Origin of the sequence: Vibrio sp. 10N.239.311.G01, from assembly GCF_041465805.1 — a bacterium.
Taxonomy (GTDB): Bacteria; Pseudomonadota; Gammaproteobacteria; order Enterobacterales; family Vibrionaceae; genus Vibrio; species Vibrio crassostreae_C.
Genome location: NZ_JBFSRM010000004.1, coordinates 1 through 17984, shown reverse-complemented (window position 1 = coordinate 17984; position 17984 = coordinate 1). Strand labels below are relative to the sequence as shown.

General features: G+C 43.7%; 19 protein-coding genes. 11 read left to right on the top strand and 8 right to left on the bottom strand.

Going from position 1 to position 17984, the window contains the following annotated elements:
- Positions 1-4: 4 nt before the first annotated feature.
- A complete protein-coding gene (locus AB6D06_RS04230; protein ID WP_372109958.1) occupies positions 5-1120 on the bottom strand; it encodes an efflux RND transporter periplasmic adaptor subunit in 1116 nt (371 codons plus the stop codon).
- A 236-nt stretch (positions 1121-1356) separates the two neighbouring features.
- Here AB6D06_RS04230 and AB6D06_RS04225 point away from each other — a divergent pair, with 236 nt between their 5' ends.
- Positions 1357-1971 carry a TetR/AcrR family transcriptional regulator gene (locus tag AB6D06_RS04225; RefSeq protein ID WP_004736309.1) on the top strand — a complete coding sequence of 205 codons (615 nt, stop codon included), beginning with the start codon at positions 1357-1359 and terminating at the stop codon, positions 1969-1971.
- 43 nt (positions 1972-2014) lie between these two features.
- On the opposite strand, the gene AB6D06_RS04220 is transcribed toward AB6D06_RS04225, so the two are convergent.
- Positions 2015-2926 carry a LysR family transcriptional regulator gene (locus AB6D06_RS04220; RefSeq protein ID WP_372109957.1) on the bottom strand — a complete coding sequence of 304 codons (912 nt, stop codon included), beginning with the start codon at positions 2924-2926 and terminating at the stop codon, positions 2015-2017.
- A gap of 156 nt (positions 2927-3082) precedes the next feature.
- On the opposite strand from AB6D06_RS04220, the gene AB6D06_RS04215 reads away from it, so the two are divergent.
- The gene (locus AB6D06_RS04215; protein WP_017078913.1) at positions 3083-3388 is read left to right on the top strand and encodes a monooxygenase; all 306 of its coding nucleotides are present in this window, start codon (positions 3083-3085) and stop codon (positions 3386-3388) included.
- An 86-nt stretch (positions 3389-3474) separates the two neighbouring features.
- Positions 3475-3849: a hypothetical protein gene (locus tag AB6D06_RS04210; RefSeq protein WP_372109956.1), complete on the top strand. Its 375-nt coding sequence runs from the start codon at positions 3475-3477 to the stop codon at positions 3847-3849.
- A 125-nt stretch (positions 3850-3974) separates the two neighbouring features.
- Here the strand turns inward: AB6D06_RS04210 and AB6D06_RS04205 are convergent, their stop codons facing one another.
- Together AB6D06_RS04205 and AB6D06_RS04200 are read right to left on the bottom strand one after the other, a co-directional pair.
- The gene (locus AB6D06_RS04205) at positions 3975-4505 is read right to left on the bottom strand and encodes a lipocalin family protein (RefSeq protein ID WP_372109955.1); all 531 of its coding nucleotides are present in this window, start codon (positions 4503-4505) and stop codon (positions 3975-3977) included.
- Between the two features lie 150 nt (positions 4506-4655).
- A complete protein-coding gene (locus AB6D06_RS04200) occupies positions 4656-5516 on the bottom strand; it encodes an AraC family transcriptional regulator (protein ID WP_372109954.1) in 861 nt (286 codons plus the stop codon).
- 154 nt (positions 5517-5670) lie between these two features.
- Between AB6D06_RS04200 and AB6D06_RS04195 the strand changes: the two genes are divergently transcribed.
- Together AB6D06_RS04195 and AB6D06_RS04190 are read left to right on the top strand one after the other, a co-directional pair.
- Positions 5671-5847, top strand: coding sequence for a hypothetical protein (locus tag AB6D06_RS04195; RefSeq protein WP_181360208.1), 177 nt, complete (start codon positions 5671-5673; stop codon positions 5845-5847).
- Positions 5848-5972: 125 nt separating this feature from the next.
- Positions 5973-7721 (top strand): amidohydrolase, encoded by a 1749-nt coding sequence (locus AB6D06_RS04190; RefSeq protein ID WP_372109953.1) that lies wholly within the window; start codon positions 5973-5975, stop codon positions 7719-7721.
- Between the two features lie 100 nt (positions 7722-7821).
- Here the strand turns inward: AB6D06_RS04190 and AB6D06_RS04185 are convergent, their stop codons facing one another.
- The gene (locus tag AB6D06_RS04185; RefSeq protein WP_137001578.1) at positions 7822-8298 is read right to left on the bottom strand and encodes a hypothetical protein; all 477 of its coding nucleotides are present in this window, start codon (positions 8296-8298) and stop codon (positions 7822-7824) included.
- 287 nt (positions 8299-8585) lie between these two features.
- The gene (locus tag AB6D06_RS04180) at positions 8586-9920 is read right to left on the bottom strand and encodes a CAP domain-containing protein (protein ID WP_372109952.1); all 1335 of its coding nucleotides are present in this window, start codon (positions 9918-9920) and stop codon (positions 8586-8588) included.
- Positions 9921-10325: 405 nt separating this feature from the next.
- Here AB6D06_RS04180 and AB6D06_RS04175 point away from each other — a divergent pair, with 405 nt between their 5' ends.
- From AB6D06_RS04175 to AB6D06_RS04165, 3 genes are all read left to right on the top strand, one after another.
- Positions 10326-11588, top strand: a complete 1263-nt coding sequence (locus AB6D06_RS04175) for an amidohydrolase family protein (protein WP_102429130.1) — start codon at positions 10326-10328, stop codon at positions 11586-11588.
- Between the two features lie 164 nt (positions 11589-11752).
- Positions 11753-12148, top strand: a complete 396-nt coding sequence (locus AB6D06_RS04170) for a pentapeptide repeat-containing protein (RefSeq protein WP_372109951.1) — start codon at positions 11753-11755, stop codon at positions 12146-12148.
- Positions 12149-12391: 243 nt separating this feature from the next.
- Positions 12392-13285, top strand: a complete 894-nt coding sequence (locus tag AB6D06_RS04165; RefSeq protein WP_076645582.1) for a DMT family transporter — start codon at positions 12392-12394, stop codon at positions 13283-13285.
- 112 nt (positions 13286-13397) lie between these two features.
- Here AB6D06_RS04165 and AB6D06_RS04160 read toward each other — a convergent pair whose 3' ends face one another.
- Positions 13398-14282 (bottom strand): SMP-30/gluconolactonase/LRE family protein, encoded by an 885-nt coding sequence (locus tag AB6D06_RS04160; RefSeq protein ID WP_108208894.1) that lies wholly within the window; start codon positions 14280-14282, stop codon positions 13398-13400.
- A 99-nt stretch (positions 14283-14381) separates the two neighbouring features.
- Between AB6D06_RS04160 and AB6D06_RS04155 the strand changes: the two genes are divergently transcribed.
- The 3 genes from AB6D06_RS04155 (at position 14382) to AB6D06_RS04145 (ending at position 16996) form a co-directional block, all read left to right on the top strand.
- Positions 14382-15293 (top strand): LysR family transcriptional regulator, encoded by a 912-nt coding sequence (locus tag AB6D06_RS04155; RefSeq protein WP_372109950.1) that lies wholly within the window; start codon positions 14382-14384, stop codon positions 15291-15293.
- A gap of 588 nt (positions 15294-15881) precedes the next feature.
- Entirely contained in the window at positions 15882-16295 is a 414-nt protein-coding gene (locus AB6D06_RS04150) for a hypothetical protein (protein WP_372109949.1), read from the top strand.
- 431 nt (positions 16296-16726) lie between these two features.
- On the top strand, positions 16727-16996 hold the full coding sequence (locus tag AB6D06_RS04145; protein ID WP_240698607.1) for a hypothetical protein: 270 nt from the start codon (positions 16727-16729) through the stop codon (positions 16994-16996).
- A gap of 540 nt (positions 16997-17536) precedes the next feature.
- Here the strand turns inward: AB6D06_RS04145 and AB6D06_RS04140 are convergent.
- Entirely contained in the window at positions 17537-17740 is a 204-nt protein-coding gene (locus tag AB6D06_RS04140; RefSeq protein ID WP_102420170.1) for a pyrophosphatase, read from the bottom strand.
- Positions 17741-17984 lie beyond the last annotated feature (244 nt).

The window sequence follows — 17984 nt, the reverse complement described above, 5'->3', positions numbered from 1 at the left end:
TTTCCTATTCAGTAGTAACGCTTGCTGGCTTCACGGTTTGTCCGGGAACTAAACGATGTAAGCCACTGGCAATCACTTGTTCACCGTCTTCAATCGCCCCACTTACGTACGCTTGTTGATTGTTGGCAAACAACACCTGAACACTTCGGCGCTCAACTTTGTTGTCTTCACCAATCACAAAGATGTTCCACACACCGCGCAATCCATCAATCAAACCCGTTAATGGCACCCAGTAGCCTTGGTCATCAATCTGCTCATCAAATTTCAAATAGGCAAGTTGCCCTTCTAACACCGACGATTGTTCAGGAAACAAGTAACGCAAACCGACACTGCGAGACTGTGTGTCAACCATTGCGCCCGGATTCAACAGGCTCACAGCGAATTCATCTCGCCCGACGCGAATACTTGGTGCGGAAAGTGAAGTAACCTTTTTCATTTGATGGGCAGGAATACCGATAAAGGCTTCTTTCCCTTCAGAGGCAAGCAGTGTAAGAGTTGGATTCCCTACATTCACTACATCTCCAAGCGAGACATAGCGGGTTGCGATGGTCCCTGAATATGGCGCACGAACTGTCGATTTCACCAGTTTCAATTGATTGCCTTTTACTGAGGCATCAATACGCAGTAAGTTCGCCTGCAACACGCGTTGCTCACTGGTTAACGAATCAATCTCAGCTTCGGCACTGAAGCCTTTCGCTTTCAATGAACGTTGACGTTTAAGGTTCGCAGCCACCAAACTCAATTGAGCTTTGACTTCTTCAGCCTGCGCTTTCAGTTGGCTAGACTCGGTTTCCAAAAGTTGGGTATCCAGTCTGATCAACGGCTGACCCGTTGTGACTGTGTCACCGACATCCACCAGAATCTCGTTTACTTTTCCGGCCAACTCGAAACCTAAATTGGCCTGCTGACCCGCCTTAACCACACCGACATATTCGCGTTGTACTGCATAAGAAGAAGACATCGCCAAGGCCATCGTTTCCACCGTTAAAATGGTTTGGACGCTCGATGCCGTTTCAGCGGTTGAATCAACCGACTCTTGGGCTTGTTCCTTTTCACCACATCCAACAAGAAAAGCCGACAACGCCACTGCCACTGCGCTTCCCTTCATCAATTTATACATACGTACTGTTCCTATGCGGTACTCAATTATGTTCTTTTTTTAGACTAACTAAATCAAACTAGACTGTCTAGTTTGATTGTGTTAAAAATAAGTTTCATCGTTAATGATTGATAAAACCATCACAAAAAGCATAATGCTTAGCGTAAAACGAGACACATAGAACTGAGCACCAACAGGCACCAAGCAAAGAGACAAACTAGGTAACGAGACAACACTAAGTAACGAGAAGCAAGCACGTGACTAAAATCATCAAGAGTGAACAGAAGAGATCGCAGATCTTAACCGCAGCCAGCCAACTTTTCTCTGAACATGGCTTCAAGATCAATATGGATCAGATAGCCAAAGCAGCGAACGTTTCTAAGCAAACGGTCTACTCTCACTTTAAAAACAAAGACGAACTTTTCGAAACCTGCATGCAAACCAAGTGTGCGGAGCGAGAACTCAGTCCTGCAGCCTTTGATATGGATGCTGCGGTGGGTGATGAGTTGGTGAAATTTGGTGTGAAGTTTCAAGATTTATTACTTGATGAACAATCTAGACAAACCTTTCAAAATGCCATTAGCCAAGCGAATACGCATCCAGAGATCGCCTCTATCTATTTAGAAACTGGCCCTCAGAAAACCACCAAGTTACTTGCTGATTATTTGCAGTCGAAAATAGACTCTGGTGATCTCACACTGTCGACATCAAGCTCGCCAGTCATTGCAGCCAGACAACTGCTGCTTATGTTCCATGGTAAGTCAGCGTATTGGGGATTCTTCGGACACGATAGCGGAGAATCTGAAGAAGAAAGACTTCACTACACTCGCGAATGTGTCGCGCTATTCTTAAACGGCAATCAGCCTCGTTAATCGTTCGAGGCCCCTAGTTAATCGCTCAAGGTTTATGTCACCGTTAGCTCGCATTAGAACCTGACTCAAGAAGTAACTCATAGAAACGTTTAGCAGCAGGTCCTGTCTTGGCTCCTTTTGGTAAAGTCAGGTGCAGCGGAACGTGATACCCATTGCCATTTTCGACATTCAACACAGTGAGCTTGTCACTTCCTCGACTTTCCACAATGTGCTTTGGTAGTCGACAATACCCGACTCCCTGCTCTACCGCGCCAAACGCATGATCGAAATTATCCACCGTAATACGCTGACTCGACTTCAACCAGCCCACATCCTTTTTGTTCCCTTGCTTTTTACTGCCTTGAATAGCTTGAGCACCTAAATCTCGCACCACAATTTGCGGCAAAGACGACAGTTGATTCAACGACACTGAAACGGCACTTGCTAACGGATGTGAGCTAGCAACTACTGGCTCCATCATCGTAAAACCAAAGGCTTCGGCTGAGTAATTAGTAATAGGCAAGTTGATGATAGCCACATCAGCCAGTTCTTGAGTCACCATTTCCGTTGTTTTAGACAGAGACGTTTCAATCACTTGTATCGATGTGGTGTTGTTCTCCGCCAAAAATGCAGCCATCGGTTTGTATAGACGTTCAAGACAGCACAAGTGATCAACAGCAACCACAATTTCAGACTCAACACCTTTCGCTAGCTGTTCACTGATCAACTCTAGCTCGCGAGCTTGTTCCAACATACTGCTCGCACGGCGCAACAGTGATTTCCCATCCTCCGATAAGACCGCCCTGCGACCTTCAACCTGCACTAAAGTCACGCCTAATTGGTCCTCCAATTTTCTCAGCGCATAAATCAGCGTGGTATGGCTCTTATTCAATTGCAATGCAGCCGCTTGAATGCTGCCTGCGCGGTCAATCTCGTAAAGGGTTTGCCATTGGTCTAGGGTGGTCTTCAATCTCATTGGTCTAAAATCCTGACAGTTAATAACTATATTATGAACTTTTCTGTCTGTTTTTTACAGGTAATATCTATTTCAACAGGCAATCAAGCCTCCTATGTTTTGCGAAATGACCATGAGTCTCAGCGCAACACCAAGTAACTGTTTGGAGAAATAACCATGAAATTATTACAAGTCGATTTTGAATTTAGCGGCCCATTTGGTGAAGAGATGTCAAACGCACTCGTTGACCTAGCAAAGTCTATTAACAACGAACCGGGTATGATCTGGAAAATCTGGACAGAAAATGAAGCTGAAAAACTGGGCGGTGGTGTCTACCTTTTTGAAGACCAACTCAGTGCAGAGACGTACCTAGCGATGCATAGCGCTCGCCTTAAACAGATGGGCGTAGAAGAAGTACGTGGTGTGATTTTTGACGTCAATCAGCCATTAACTACCATTAATAAAGGCCCAATCAACGGTTAATCAAACTTGTTCATTCGCTGAATGACAACAAAGATACTGAATCGCTAAGTCGCTAAGTCGCTAAGTCATAAATAGAGAGATACGTAATGAACAACAAAACTTTTCTTAGCCTACACGGCATTATTTACGCAGGGTTTGCCATCGCACTGTTTTTTATCCCAACGGTAATGTGGCCCATGTATGGCGTGGAAATTAATGATAAGTACGCTTACTTTCTCTCTCAACACACCAGTATCTTTTTGGGTGGTATCGCAGCGATAAGCTGGTTACTTAGAGACATTGAACCCGGCATGTCAGCTAAAAAGCTCATCCAAGGTTTGGTGGTTACGAATATGCTGGGCGCCATCATCACACTGTATGCAGCGTTTACAGGAATCTTTGTTGGCTTTGGCTGGAGCGACCCTGTGTTCTTCATTTCACTATCGGTACTCAGTGTTTTGCAGGTTCGTCGACAACGTTAGTTACTTAACGAGCTAGCAAACACAAAGAACAAAGCCAAACCAAAAAAGGCACCGGTGAATTGCTCATCGGTGCCTTTCTTTAATTACATGTCACTGCTCTCAAGAGCCAAGCGTTAGAACTCTTCTCAAGAACTAGGCTTATTGTCATGCTCCACAAAAATCAGCTCGTCGGAATTAAAGCCGCGCTCTTTCGACATCGCTTTGAATTTCTCCATGACCTCTGGTGCAACCTCAGGTGTTCTTGAAAGCAGCCATAAGTAATCGGTGTCTGGGCCAGAAATAAACGCATATTGGTATCCCTCTTTATCCAATTCAAACACCACATAAGCGCCATAGAAAGGGCCAAAAAAAGACACTTTCAAATAGCCTTGTTCAGAACCTTCAACAAAATACGCTTTGCCTTCCGCTTCGTTCCATTCACCTTCTTCCGCCGAATAACCTCGGTTTATTACCTTCACGCCACCATCATCACGTAGGCTGTATTCGGCACTGATGTTGTCTAAGCCACGCTCAAACGAGTGATCCAAACGAGCCACTTCGTACCATTTCCCTAAGTATCTATCCAACTCGAACTGTTGAACGGGCTTTACTGCTTCAGGCATGCCGACACACCCACCCAATAAGATCACGCTAAGCAGCAATAATATTTTTTTCATCCTAACCTCGACTTGTTTTTATTAGTAATGCGAGTAAGTCTCTTGAAAACATAAACTTACATCCTTGGTAGTACGTTAAATCCATTTTTATAGTTCACTTAACTGTAATTTATTCAGAATCTTATGTGAATCGTTTAGTCTGCGAATGAATCAATGGCGTTTCATTGCTATTCGATATTGAGTCGGTGTCACCTGTTTATAGGATTTAAACTGACGATTGAAGTTAGCTTGGTTGTCATATCCCACTTTCTCCAAGATCAAACTGACAGGCAATGACGTATTAATCAGCAAGTCGCACGCGACATTCAACCTGATTTTTTTAAGCCGTTGACTGAAGCTCTCTTTATAATGTTTTTGAAACAAGCGCCTAACACTACTTTCACTGATGTACAGATGACTGGCTAAATCGTTAATCGAGATATCTTGAATGAAGTGATTCATTAAGAAGGCTTCGACCTTATTTAGCTTATCGCTGATCTCATCACCTTCGCAGGCCTTAAAGATCGGGTTAATCAACTGCACCACCTCTTCGTCATCAAGTAACACCGAAAACAATGAGAATAAGGTGAGTAACTGTTGGTGCGGTGGTTTCTCCATCACCCTATCTAACAATTCCGTTGCCTTCTCTGCGGTAGCGGACGAAAACTGCAGGCCTTTCTTTGAATCTTCCAGCAATGCACGCAACGGTTCGAGCTCTCGACAACTGTCTATCAACGGCTCTATCCAATCTTTACGAAACCAAACCACGTGCGTTTCACATACTCGTTGGTCATCAGCGCTCTCTTCAGAATAAATAGCATGAGGCAAATCTGGCCCTACCAAAATCATGTGGTTGTGAAACACATCGCTTTGATGGTGCCCAATAAAACTATGGCCAGCAAAGTGACGATGTATCGCTATCTCATACTCTTCGTGTCGGTGCCAACCATAGCTTTTACTGTTCTCGACAATTTTCTTATAGCGCCAAGACATGCCAACTCGTTGTGGCACTTTTTCCAAGTAACCTTTCATTACGATACTCAATGACCTTTTAATATTGAAAGTATACGTAACAAACCACCCAAATCAGCACATTGACTGAAAAGTATTGAACATTGCGCTGACGGTACTCTTCTCTTCGTCTCCGATAAATATACTGCAAGTGAACTTAATCAGGAGAGCAACTATGGACACTTTATTATTAAAAATTCGCGATATGATTCTTGCCACACGTCAACAGTGGATCGGCGAGATCACCTACAGTCACAATATTAAAGGTGACTACACCTGGAAATTCTATGGCTATAACTCTTATGACGAATATAAGAAAGATCTGCGTGAAAGCCTAAAACAAGAGTCGTAATTGAAGATTTGTTCAAGACACAATTTATTGATTAATCGCGGTTTTTATTTGTCATTCATGTAGAGTTTCACACTTGCCACTCGCTTTCTATACTTACTAAACAGTGGAACATGGAAGACATAATAATGAACAACAAGCTCACTCTGTCACGCACTGCATGGATAGCATTACTCGCAAGCTTTACCGCCGTAGCGCCCGTTCTTGCACAAGCCAACACCGTTGTCCAAGCGCAAACAGCAGTTCAAACACAAACCGCCGTTAAAAGCCAAAGTGCAGACCAGATATTTACCAATGCAGATATATACGGGCATCGTGAGTCGGACTCGATCGTTACCCACAACGGCAAGATCATCTTCATTGGTAACCAATCACAGGCGCAAACTTTTCAAGGGCAAAGTACTGATGTCATTGATCTAAACAATGCCTTTGTCTTGCCGGGGTTCATTGACAACCATAACCATGTGTTTGAAGCCGCCTCAGAGCTGGGTGGCAATTGTGAACTCGACTCTGAAGCAACGTTAGAAGAGCAAATCCCCTACTTAGAAGCGTGTAAGATCAATGCTGATACCGATGGCAGAGGCTGGCTGATGGGTTATGGTTTTTCTTTGGAATCGACACTCGACAGCGACTCTGAATACACACCACTTGAGATCATCGACAGTATTTTTCCAGACCGCCCAGTGGTGATCATGGAGCAAACCTCTCACTCGATGTGGGTCAACTCTAAAGCCCTGAAAATCGCCCGAATCAGCCAACAATCTCCGAACCCGCAAGGCGGCGCTTATTTAAAAGACCAAAACAGCGGCAAGCTTAATGGCATCTTATTAGACAATGCTGGCGATCAAGTGATGGAGATGGCTTGGAATAGCCAAAGCGAACTGTTTGAGCAAAGCTACCAAGGGTTAATGTTTGGTCTTGAAGAAGCGGCAGCCCACGGCATTACCACCATTGGTGACGGTCGAATGTACTGGAAACGAGGTTGGTATGACGTTTGGCTAGAGGCCGAGCAAAATCAAGACTTAACGGCGCGTGTCTCGCTACGCCCTTGGGTGTACCCATCGATGGCAATGCCTTCTCAATTAGAAGTCTTTGAAAAGATGTATTCCGACGATAAAAGCCGTCTGTTACTTGTCGATCAGGTGAAAATGTACAGCGATGGCATCTTTATCAATGGCACCGCCAAAACGCTCGCACCCTACTTAGATACTTATCTACCCCAGTCTCCTAATGGCTTGAACTATATACCACCAACACAGATGAAAGAGTGGCTCAGCGCGCTCGATAAAATTGGTTTTAGTGCGCACATTCATGCGATTGGTGATGGCGCAGTTCGTGAATCCCTTGATGCGATAGAAAGTATTCGCAAACAAGGTTCAACCAAGCCTTACACCCTAACCCATGTCGAATTAATCAATGATGAAGATGTACCACGCTTTCTCCAATTAGACGTAACCGCAGATTTCCAAGTCGGCTCTGATTACGTTGCAAGGCATCAACACCAATGGGCCGAAGCTTTCCTTGGTGCTCGCCGTGCTAAAGCCATGATGAACCTCGACGCGATACTCAAGACCGACGCAAACATCACCTTAAGCAGTGATTGGAACGTACACGACATCAACCCTTTAGTCGGCATCGCCAACAGTTTAATCATGGGTAAAACGGGCCTAACTGATATCTACACAGCTATCGACGCTTACACGCTTAATGCAGCCAAAAGTCTTGGGATTGAAGGCGAAACAGGTTCTATTGAGGTTGGAAAATCAGCAGACTTCGCGATTCTCGACCGAGACATCACCACAGTATCGGCAAGACAAATCGCTAAGACTCAGGTGTTGATGACGGTGTTACGCGGGGATGTGGTTTACGAAAAATAAAGCCAATTAGCGTATCGAATTGGTTATCGCAACTCAAACGAAAACGAGCCAGCTTATTCAGCTGGCTCGTCTGTTATTCACATAGGTATTTTATGTTGTGTTACGCGTTGGTCTCTTTAAGCGCTTTCACATTTGAATCTTGTTTGTCATCCAGAGCAAAGTAGATCTTCGATACAATCACTTCAGCAACCAGAATCGTAAATACCACCGCGAAGAACGCGACAACACCGCCCCAAGGGCCTGTAAAACTCACCTTATCTCCGAACAGAAGGTTAATCGCTTCTAGCATCACGAATTTTGAGCCCACCAAGATGATATAAGTGGTGATTGCTCGGTAAACCTTAGGCGCGGTGCCCGGCTTGCTTTTGAAGTGCTCGGCAATCTTGTGCTCTAAACCAATAGAGAGCTTCAACAACAACGCCGCTATCAAAGAAATAGTGAAAGATTCAATGTTGACGAAGTCCCAGTACTCATCGAAAAAGTTAAGCACTACTAAGTCCACCAGCACGGCTAACGTGTAACCTACGAATAGACGTTGTGGTGTGTTGAACCCGTAAACTTTGTCTGATTTAGTCATTCTGTCTCTCTCTAATTTGATAAGTAGCCTTGATTTGAAATACATCTTAGCGTTCGAATCGAAGCAAAACTTACCATTTCATGACACCACTCAAAATCATTCACGACATTAATGAATCGTCATAGTGTCCTCGCGCCTCCACCTTCAATAATCCTGATCGCCCACGTATCACTGTAAAGTAAAATGGCACTCTCGAGTGATCTGCTACTACCAAGTAACCTGCCACTACCAACTAAAGAAAGAATAGCGACGCTAAATGGATGACCTTTATTTAAGCAATGAGTGTGTTAATTGAAATCTTGCGTCCAATAAGACATCTTCGATGCATCTGACTTACTGGCTTTGTATCCAATCCCCATCTTTGTGTGTCGGCTATTCATCACGTTTTGGCAGTGACCTTCGTGACCAGCCCAACTATTAAGACCGGCATTGTTAATTTGCCCATCACTTCGTGGACTGGTGTAACCGAAAATAGGAATCACAACCGAATTGGATGAGAGGACAAACGCATTCTGACCAGAACTGTTCACAACAAAGTGACCTTGAGCATCTCTTCGGTACTGCTCATCTGAGTTCAACTGGGCATTACTCGCCGTATTATTGTCCCAAGCGATAGGAGCTGCTGGTGGGTAGTTACCACTCGAAAACGATGAACCAAAGGCATCACAATAACGTTGTGTCGACCTCGCACAATTTGTCGAGATAACAGATTGGTACTTGATACTGTTCTGACTTAGATCTTCTGGAATATTCACAATTCGGCACCATTTTTCATCGGCAACGCCTTGACCGGGCATCCCCCAAATCGCACCATTCAATAATTGATTTGTATCTAGTGAAGCGAAATCGATGAGAGTGTCGCTATTAAGCTGACCTAGATCCAAATCGATCTTTCCAGATGAAGTGTTCAACTCAAAGATCGAGGCCCCAACCTCCTTAGCTGCTGCGTTAATTTTGTCGCGCTGTAATAATTCCCACGAATCACCAAACCGCTCTTTTGACTGCTCTCCATAAGCTTGAGCGATAAAATCGTAAGTAGGTAAATTAGACTCTGTCCCGCTCCCATCTTTGGAAACTACGCTGCCAACGGTTTTAAATTCCAACGAACTGTCGAACACCGCATCGTTAAACACATACGATCCCAAGAGCTCACTAGAACAAGAGTTACTTTGCATATCGTATCGATATTCAGAAATTGTACCGTCCACAAGTAACTGATGATCCTTCCTTTGCGCGCTTAATCCTGTGGTTTCGTAACAGTGCCAATCGTTAACAAAGTTGCTGCCATTATCGATAACGATTGTTGGTACAGCGATAGTCACATCAACCTCCTGAGTATCTCCACTCTTGAACGCAGGCAGCTCATTTTTGACGGTAATAGATGAGAAATTTCTGATTGGATCCGTTTCTTCGATAAAACCTTCGATCGCAAAAATCATATTGTTGCTAAGAGCTTTAATGTCAGGCTGCTGAGAGGTAGATGATGAGCCGGGATTACTTGGATTACTTGGAACATTAGCGTTATTAGACGTTGTGCTGTCACCTCCTGATGAACTCTCTCCACCACAACCCGTAATAATCAGTGCTAGAAGGGCGACTGCCGAGATATTTTGTTTTTTCATGAGTTAATCCTTAAGCATATATTTTTCTTGATGTAAGGATGTTGCCTCATAGAACGAACTTAAATTTCAGACCAATGTCAGAGCCCCTAAATACTGACACCGATTTAACATTTTATAAGATATTGTCAATTTAACGTTCGACCTATAAGTGGATGAACTCATTCAGTATTTTCATTAAGCCTTCCGTTTTAGATCCAGTTACAGTTCGGTAAATTGACTCTCAACACAAGGTGACGACGATTTGAAATACACCTTAACGTTCGAGTAGGAAAAACTTAGAAATATTGAAAAGCACCAAAAGATAAGTCTCGTCATTGCTTGTCACCAAATGGCCATTCTTCAAATGCTGCGCCCCATATGATGACCCCATCAGCGACACACACTCATTTCCAAAAGGTGCAGACTATGAAAAAGCTAATCACTAACGCGAACGTATTTAACGGTGTTGATAACAACCTAATCGAGAACGTATCACTTCTTATTGAAGACAACTTGATTACTCAAATTGGCGAGGTTGATGCAACGTTAGCGGATGAAATCATTGATGCTCAAGGTGGCACAGTCATGCCAGGCCTGATTGATGCGCACGTTCATATCACGCTCTCTGCCTCTTTTAATGTCATTGATACGATGACTCGTGAAGAAGTGGCGATTCGCTCAGCAAAGATTTCAGAAGAGATGTTAATGCGCGGCTTTACTACCATTCGCGACGTGGCGGGCAATACGCTTGGCCTTAAAAACAGTATCGACAAGGGCTATGCGACTGGCCCACGCATTCTTCCTTCAATGGCGGCTATCTCACAAACCTGTGGTCACTCCGATTACCGTCAAAACCAAGCACAAGAGCGTTTAGCAAACGGCCATGAAGACTCACCAATGATGAAGCAAGGCTCAATGAAAGTGGCCGATGGGCGTTCAGAAGTATTGAAAGCGGTGCGTGAACAGCTATTCATGGGCGCATCACAAATCAAGATCATGGCTGGCGGTGGCGCATCTTCAACCTTCGACCCGCTAGACACATTGCAATTTACATCAGACGAGATGAAAGCCGCAGTTGAGGCCGCTTCAGATTACGGCACTTATGTCGCTGCGCACATCCACACCTCTGATGCGATGCGCCGAGCAGCTGAAGCGGGCGTGATGTCTTTCGAACACGCGACCATCATGGACGACGACATTGCCGAAATCATTAAAGAGAAAGGCATTTGGGTGATTCCTTCTTACTTTACCTCTTCATTGATTGCAGAGCGTAAGATCCCGCTGCCAAATGAAGAGACATACCGCAAGACAGAACGCGTAGGCAAAGCGATGTTCAAGTCAGCAGAACTGATTAAGAAATACGACATCCAGAACATCGCTTTTGGCACTGACTGTGTAGGTGAAACCAACGTTCACGCGACACAATTGAATGAACTTGGTGCGATTGAGCAAGTATTCGATACCATCACCGCGCTTCGCATGGCGACATCAAACTGTGGTCGCTTGTTCGAAATGTCGACCTACCAACACCCATACCAAGAAGGCAAGTTAGGTCAGATCGTTGAAGGCGCGTATGCCGACCTATTGATCATCGATGGCAACCCACTGGAAAGTGTTGCATGTGTGGCGAACACAGAGACACAAAAACTGATCATGAAAGACGGCAAGGTGTACAAAAACACGCTTTAACCTCGAAAAGCGCTCGTCCATTCACCATAAAAGCAACAAATCTAAAGCAAATAACCGAGATGACTAACTTGGTTGTTTGCTTTTCTTTGAATCGCCTAAAACTGATCTCGCTTTCGACCAACAAACTCTGACAACAACTCGATTCTATTTTAGATCAGCATAAATTGTGGTTGGAAAACCAAGGCGGCGAACGAGCACAATTAGGTAATACCGATCTAAGTAATCTAGCGCTTCAAGATGTTGACCTTCGTTGCGCCAACCTGATACGTACTGATTTTAGTGGCGCCGATTTATCGGGTGCGGACATGAATGAGGCTGACATCACCTATGCCAATTTCAGCCACGCGAACCTCAACAATACGAGCTTCCGCGATGCTGACCTACGTAACGCCAACATGAGTTACGCCCAAATGCTCAACGTCGATTTACTGCGTGCCGACTTGTTTCGCACTGACTTCAGCAATGCTCAAGTTAATGACTCTGCTTTCAAACGAAAAGACACAGGCAATACCATTATTGAGCTGCGAGATCCTACCCGACAGTGTCTCTCTGCCAAGTAGGCTCAAACAGCGATGATCTCCAATGCGCTGATATTGTTGCATATTCATTCGATTATTCGATAAATACCGAATTGGACTGGGCACTCTCCTACTGAACTCAGGTCGTAACAGCAAATCTCGCACCCCATATAAGTAAGCATCGAACGACATTCTTCTTACTTGGTTTTTGTTCTTACATATTTTCGATTCTCATGTATTATGTGCGCCCATAATTGTATGACAAATATGTAGCACTGTTTCTGTATGACCAAAGCCACCAACCACGCGATTTTGCTCTTAGTATTCGCAAACCTACTCGCCTCCTTTTCAGACGTCTCACTCAAAGTGCTGAACGGTGAAGTGCCCACGTTCCAATATGTGTTTATCCGCCAGCTATTGAGCGTGATGTTGCTGCTTCCTTTTTGGCTAAAGCTACCCAAAGAGACGCGCATGCAAGGTGGTTGTCGCATCAACTTCTTGCGGGCTCAATTCATCCTAGTGGGGAGTGGCTGCGCAATGATTGCCATCACACACCTCACCTTGGCGACCGCAAATGCGATGTTCTATGTTGGACCTATTCTGATGCTCCCGCTTTCTATTGTTTTATTGAAAGAGAAGCCGACATCATCAAAAGTGGTCGCGACATTGATTGGTTTCGTGGGTGTGTTAATCGTGTTGCGTCCAGAGCAATTTCACTGGGCCGCTATTGCAGGCTTAGGCAGCGCGCTCGCTATGGGTGTCGGCAATATCTTGATCAAACGTCTTCACGCAGAACAACACATTATCTCGACACTATTTTGGACCAGTGTAATGACTCTGCCGCTGGCGTTGGCTCTTGCTCTGCCTGCATGGGCGGCGATTGAATGGCGTCATGTTGGGTGGATTATGGCAATCAACCTATTCGTTCTGGGATACCATGCCCTTGTGGTGGTGGCTTATAAAAAAGCGCCAGCAAACCAAATTGCTCTCGCAGAATATTCGGGGTTGGTGTTTGTGACCCTATTTGGCGTGATGTGGTTTGACGAGATTCCAGACATGTTGACCCTTGTCGGCATCAGCCTGATCGTCATTCCTATGATGCCAATAAAATGGAAAAAGTACTTCAGCAGGTCAAATCAAACGGCGCTTGATGTAGAAGCCAATCAGCCTAAACCTTAATCGTAGGCAGCATCATTAAAGCACATTGAGCTAACCCACTTTCGACTTATTCAAACTAGAAAAGGGACCGGTATTTCTACCCGTCCCTTTTTATTTTCGTTTGTGTAAGGTGTTACTTAAGCTTGAACACCAACACTTTGTTGTATGCCGTTACCATCAGTAACTCTTGCTGTTTCCCGCCAATTTCTAGGTTGCTGATATGGCCCGCATCAATAGCAATGAAGTCAATCTGCTTACCGTCTTTATCGAACACACCCACGCCACCGTGCGCTGCAACAAATAGGTTGCCATCGGCATCAACAGCGACGCCATCAACCATAGGTTCAGAGCCAGACTCCGCCTTCACCTGGGCAAACTGCGTCTTATTGCTGAGTGACTGTCCATCAACATCAAATCGGTATACCCAACCATCAGATGTGTCGGCAACGTATAACGAAGATTCATCAGAAGAAAAAGCGATGCCGTTTGGTAGCTTGAACTCTCCAGTGATCAACTTTAGATCACCATCTAAATAACGATAAACGCCATTAACCGGTTGCTCTGGTTCTGCCTTTGCTGGGCCGTAACCTTGGATACCAAACGGAGGATCGGTGAACCACACGCTGCCATCGCTGTTAACGGTTAAATCATTCGGGCTATTGAGCAGCTTGCCGTTATACGTTGCAGCGACAATCACTTTCTCTCCGTTGCCCTGACGGTACGACAACTTTCTATCATGGCGAGCAGCCCAAAGGTTGCCTTTCACATCAATATCGAGACCATTGGCATAGCCAGAATTATCATCAAAAACGCTCAACTTGCCGTTAAGATCGTAAGAGTAGGTTGTGTTATTTGGAATATCGCTAAACAAGAAACGTTGATGTTCCACATCCCATGTTGGGCCTTCAACAAAGCCGAATGAGTCTCCAACCAGTGTTGGGTTACTTTCTACAACAGAGGCAGCTGAAACATTCATAGAGGCAGCCATTGCAGCGGTAATAAGTAGTAATTTGTTCATTGTTCTTCTCCTTTCTGTTTACGTTTTGAATCTTAGTTTCTTGAAGGAGAGAGAAAAACAGTACAAAATGACTTCACTGTTTACTAAATGGTGTTAATGATGAATTTGATTTATATGCAGACCTTCTTGACTGTCGCCGAAGAGCAAAGCTTCACCAAGGCCGCTGAAGTATTGGATGTGTCAAAAGGTTTGGTGTCTCGGCATGTACAACGACTCGAAGAAACATTGAATTCTAAACTGTTTCACAGAACGACTCGTTCTATCAGCCTCACGGAAGTGGGTGAAGAGTTGTATTCGAAAGCGAAGCAAATTCAACTATTAGCAACTGAAGCGGAAATGCGTGTCTTAGACATGACGCAGGAAGTAGCAGGCGATTTAAAAATTACCGCACCGATAGAGTTTGGGCGTGCGCTTTGTCGTCATATCATCCCTACTTTCAAGCAAGAGTACCCAAAAGTGGATTTGATTCTCGACTTTGGACCGATGAAAAAGAAGATAGAATCTGGCGACTTTGACATTGCTTTTAGAGCCTACGATGAACTGCCTAATGATGTGATTGCCAACGATCTCGGGCATATCCGCAATGTTCTCGTTTGCAGTGCGGATTACGCATCGACTAACCCACTCGCCACCACCAAAGACATCCACAAATGTAGCTTCATTCTTAACAGTCAAAATGAACGTTGGAATCAGCTGGAGTTGATCAATGGTGAGCAAACCTACCATGTTGAAGTAACCGGAAGCGTTAGCTCGAATACCTACAGTTCAATTTTAGAGTTAGCGATGCAAGGGATAGGTGTCGCCAGCTTGCCGTTCTATCAAGTTGAAGAGCAGCTCAAACAAGGTGAGCTTATTCACGTGTTCCCAGAATGGTCGATAAAAGCCCAAAAGCTAAGCCTTATCTATGCTCAAAGAAGAGTAAAACCACAGAAGTTGGTCACTTTTAACCGAGCGGTAAAAGAGTGGTTGGAATCGAATAACACTTATACGTTGTATGTTTTAGAACGCTAAATCTTTCAATTGGAACGTATGTGCGTTCCATTCATATCAGGCTCAATCGCCGTGCTTTCAATAGCTGATAGGCTGCCGTGTATTCGTCGATTTTGAAACACCCTCCCCCTCTAACTCCCCCTCAAGTTGAGTTCATCACCCCCTGTAGATTGACGACCGAGGGGGAGAACCTTCTTTATCGCTGAACGTGTAAATGCACATGTCATGATCGGTAATCAATTCCTCCCCTTTCCACGAATCATAATGGATCGAAGATACGGATTAAGGGGAGATTAGGAGGGAATTTGAGGTTGGTGTGATTACCGAGGGAGGTTGGGCTAACACGGATTTGCCCCTTTTCAAGTTAGTGCTCTTATCTACCACACTTTACGGGTGGCAATTTGACCTATTTTTTCTAATCAGTGTAGTAGTAAACTTGAAAGCTAATTAAGACGCAGTATGCTCACCCAAGAGCCTTATAGTCGATGATATCGGCTATCTGTAATTTTAATCCAGTAGATCAACTTATCAGTTTTAGAGTCTATCGTTGTGGAATTTAAAAGCTATAATATAATGCTGTTTTTACTCCTGCACTTTTAATGAGGTTTCATGTTTGAATTTATCGGGATAGCAGTCGTTGGTTGGTTGGTTGTGAGCATTTTTGTTAGATTTATAGGTCGAACAAAGTCAACATCTCAAAGTCAAGAATTTGGTAAAGAATCTAGACATATTGCAACACGTGAACTTGGTGTACCAGCAGCTTTTTACAATCATAGTGTCGGCTCCCATATGGACGAAGTAAAACAAGCGGCCGTTGCTTTGCAAGAAAGCGGCGATGACTATTTTAAGAACTTAAGCTGGCCGCGCCTGTTAGCATGGGGTGTATACTCTGGATACCGTCATCATTGTGAACAGTCACATTATGGTAACCCTATATCACAAAATCTTTTGGATGACCTACGAATCTCAGGAAGTGATATCTCTACAGAATTGAGTCGTGAATCCACATCACTAAAGCGATAGGGCTTATCATTAGTTGTTCTGACATCCAAATTAATACAAGTAATAATATCATTAACTTATCAATCTGAATCAATCTATAAAATACAGATTAAACTCTGTATTTATCTTGGCAAAAGCTGTTCCAAGCTTCGAGCAATGAATTCACTACAAACCATGCTTAAGTGGATTAATATAACTATGCGCGTAAATTGAGAATGGATGAGGAGTGGGGGGACCAGGTGGTGTTGGTTCTAGTTCCTATTTTACATTTGAGATAACATACGTTATTGATTAAATAAAATAATTTATGCATAACAAAATCATCAAACCTGTAAGTGATACTTTAGCTCAACGAATGAAAATACCTATAGTTGGAGCATTTGTACTATCTTGGGCGCTGGTTAATCACGCCTTTATTTTGGAGTTCATGTTTACATCCTTAGATATCAAGGTTGAAACGGAAAACCACCAAATTTGATGTACTAAGTGACCTCGCTTACCCAGCTCTATTGACGTTGTTATATTTAACGGTCATTCCCGCAATCCAACTATTACTTGATTGGAGAGTCCTCAATACACTTGGTGAATCACGCAAGGATCATGACATTAAATTGGCTAGGAATGCCTTATTATCTGCACAGGAGTACCAAAGTAAGTTGCTTGAAAGAGAAGTAGATGGTTGGGAGCAAGAAAAAGTAGACTTACATGGTCAGATTGATTAACTAGAAAAACAGATGGCCGAATTTGTAGGTCAATTGCAAATATCAGATAAAAAAGAATGCTATACAGTTTGGCAACGAACTTCTTCTACGAACGATTAATGATGCACTTGATTCATTAAAGCGTCCCCGAGTAAATGAAGGCTCAGACTATGCTGACCAGAGAACACGTGAAGAAATGTGTGATGATGTTATTGAGATACTTGAACCTGTTGCAGAAAAAGAAATACCTTTTTAACTCATTTACCCTTGTAAGTTGAACATGTTCTGTGTTGCTGCCTCACACAGTTAGTACCGTTATCAGAACGCAGCGTGAGAATAGGTTTGGCCTAACTGATCTTATCCTAACACACCTTAACTCACAGAAATCAAAACTCGTTTATGTCCAGAAACGTTTTTAAAATTGATCAAACTCTATTGTCCTCCGACAACAATGGCTAGATATAGAGCGAGCATAGGGTCAGATAGAGTTTAAAAGTAGGTAGTGGTTAGGGGGGAGTTGGTGATCTTAATTACACATCCCTGTGTAACGTATTTTGAATGTCAGCTGGCTTTAAAGAGCTTCATAAATTGACTAAAGCGTGGAATCAGGTTTTGCACAGTCGGCGCATCGGGAATCTCATTTACAAAAATCATAAAGCGCTGTGCTTTACTTTTATCACCTTGAGCAGTCCCTGCTAGTATTGCTTGAGCTAAAATTACATGCTCAGCGGTAACGTCCTTATTCGAAAATTCGTGAATCAACATAGAAAATCCTAATAAGTATAAATACGGATATAATAATACAATATATTGATGTTTATATCGATAGCTTATGGCATTCATCAATGTCAGATTTGTGTAAAAACAATACTGGACAGTGAGCTTAGTGACTTTCCATACTTATGCTAATTCGTGATTTGCTAATACTTGGTTCTTCGAAACTCATTTATGTCTGTGCGACCTGAGGTCGTATGAAGCGTTGTTCACCGCTTAACGAGTGAACCATCTG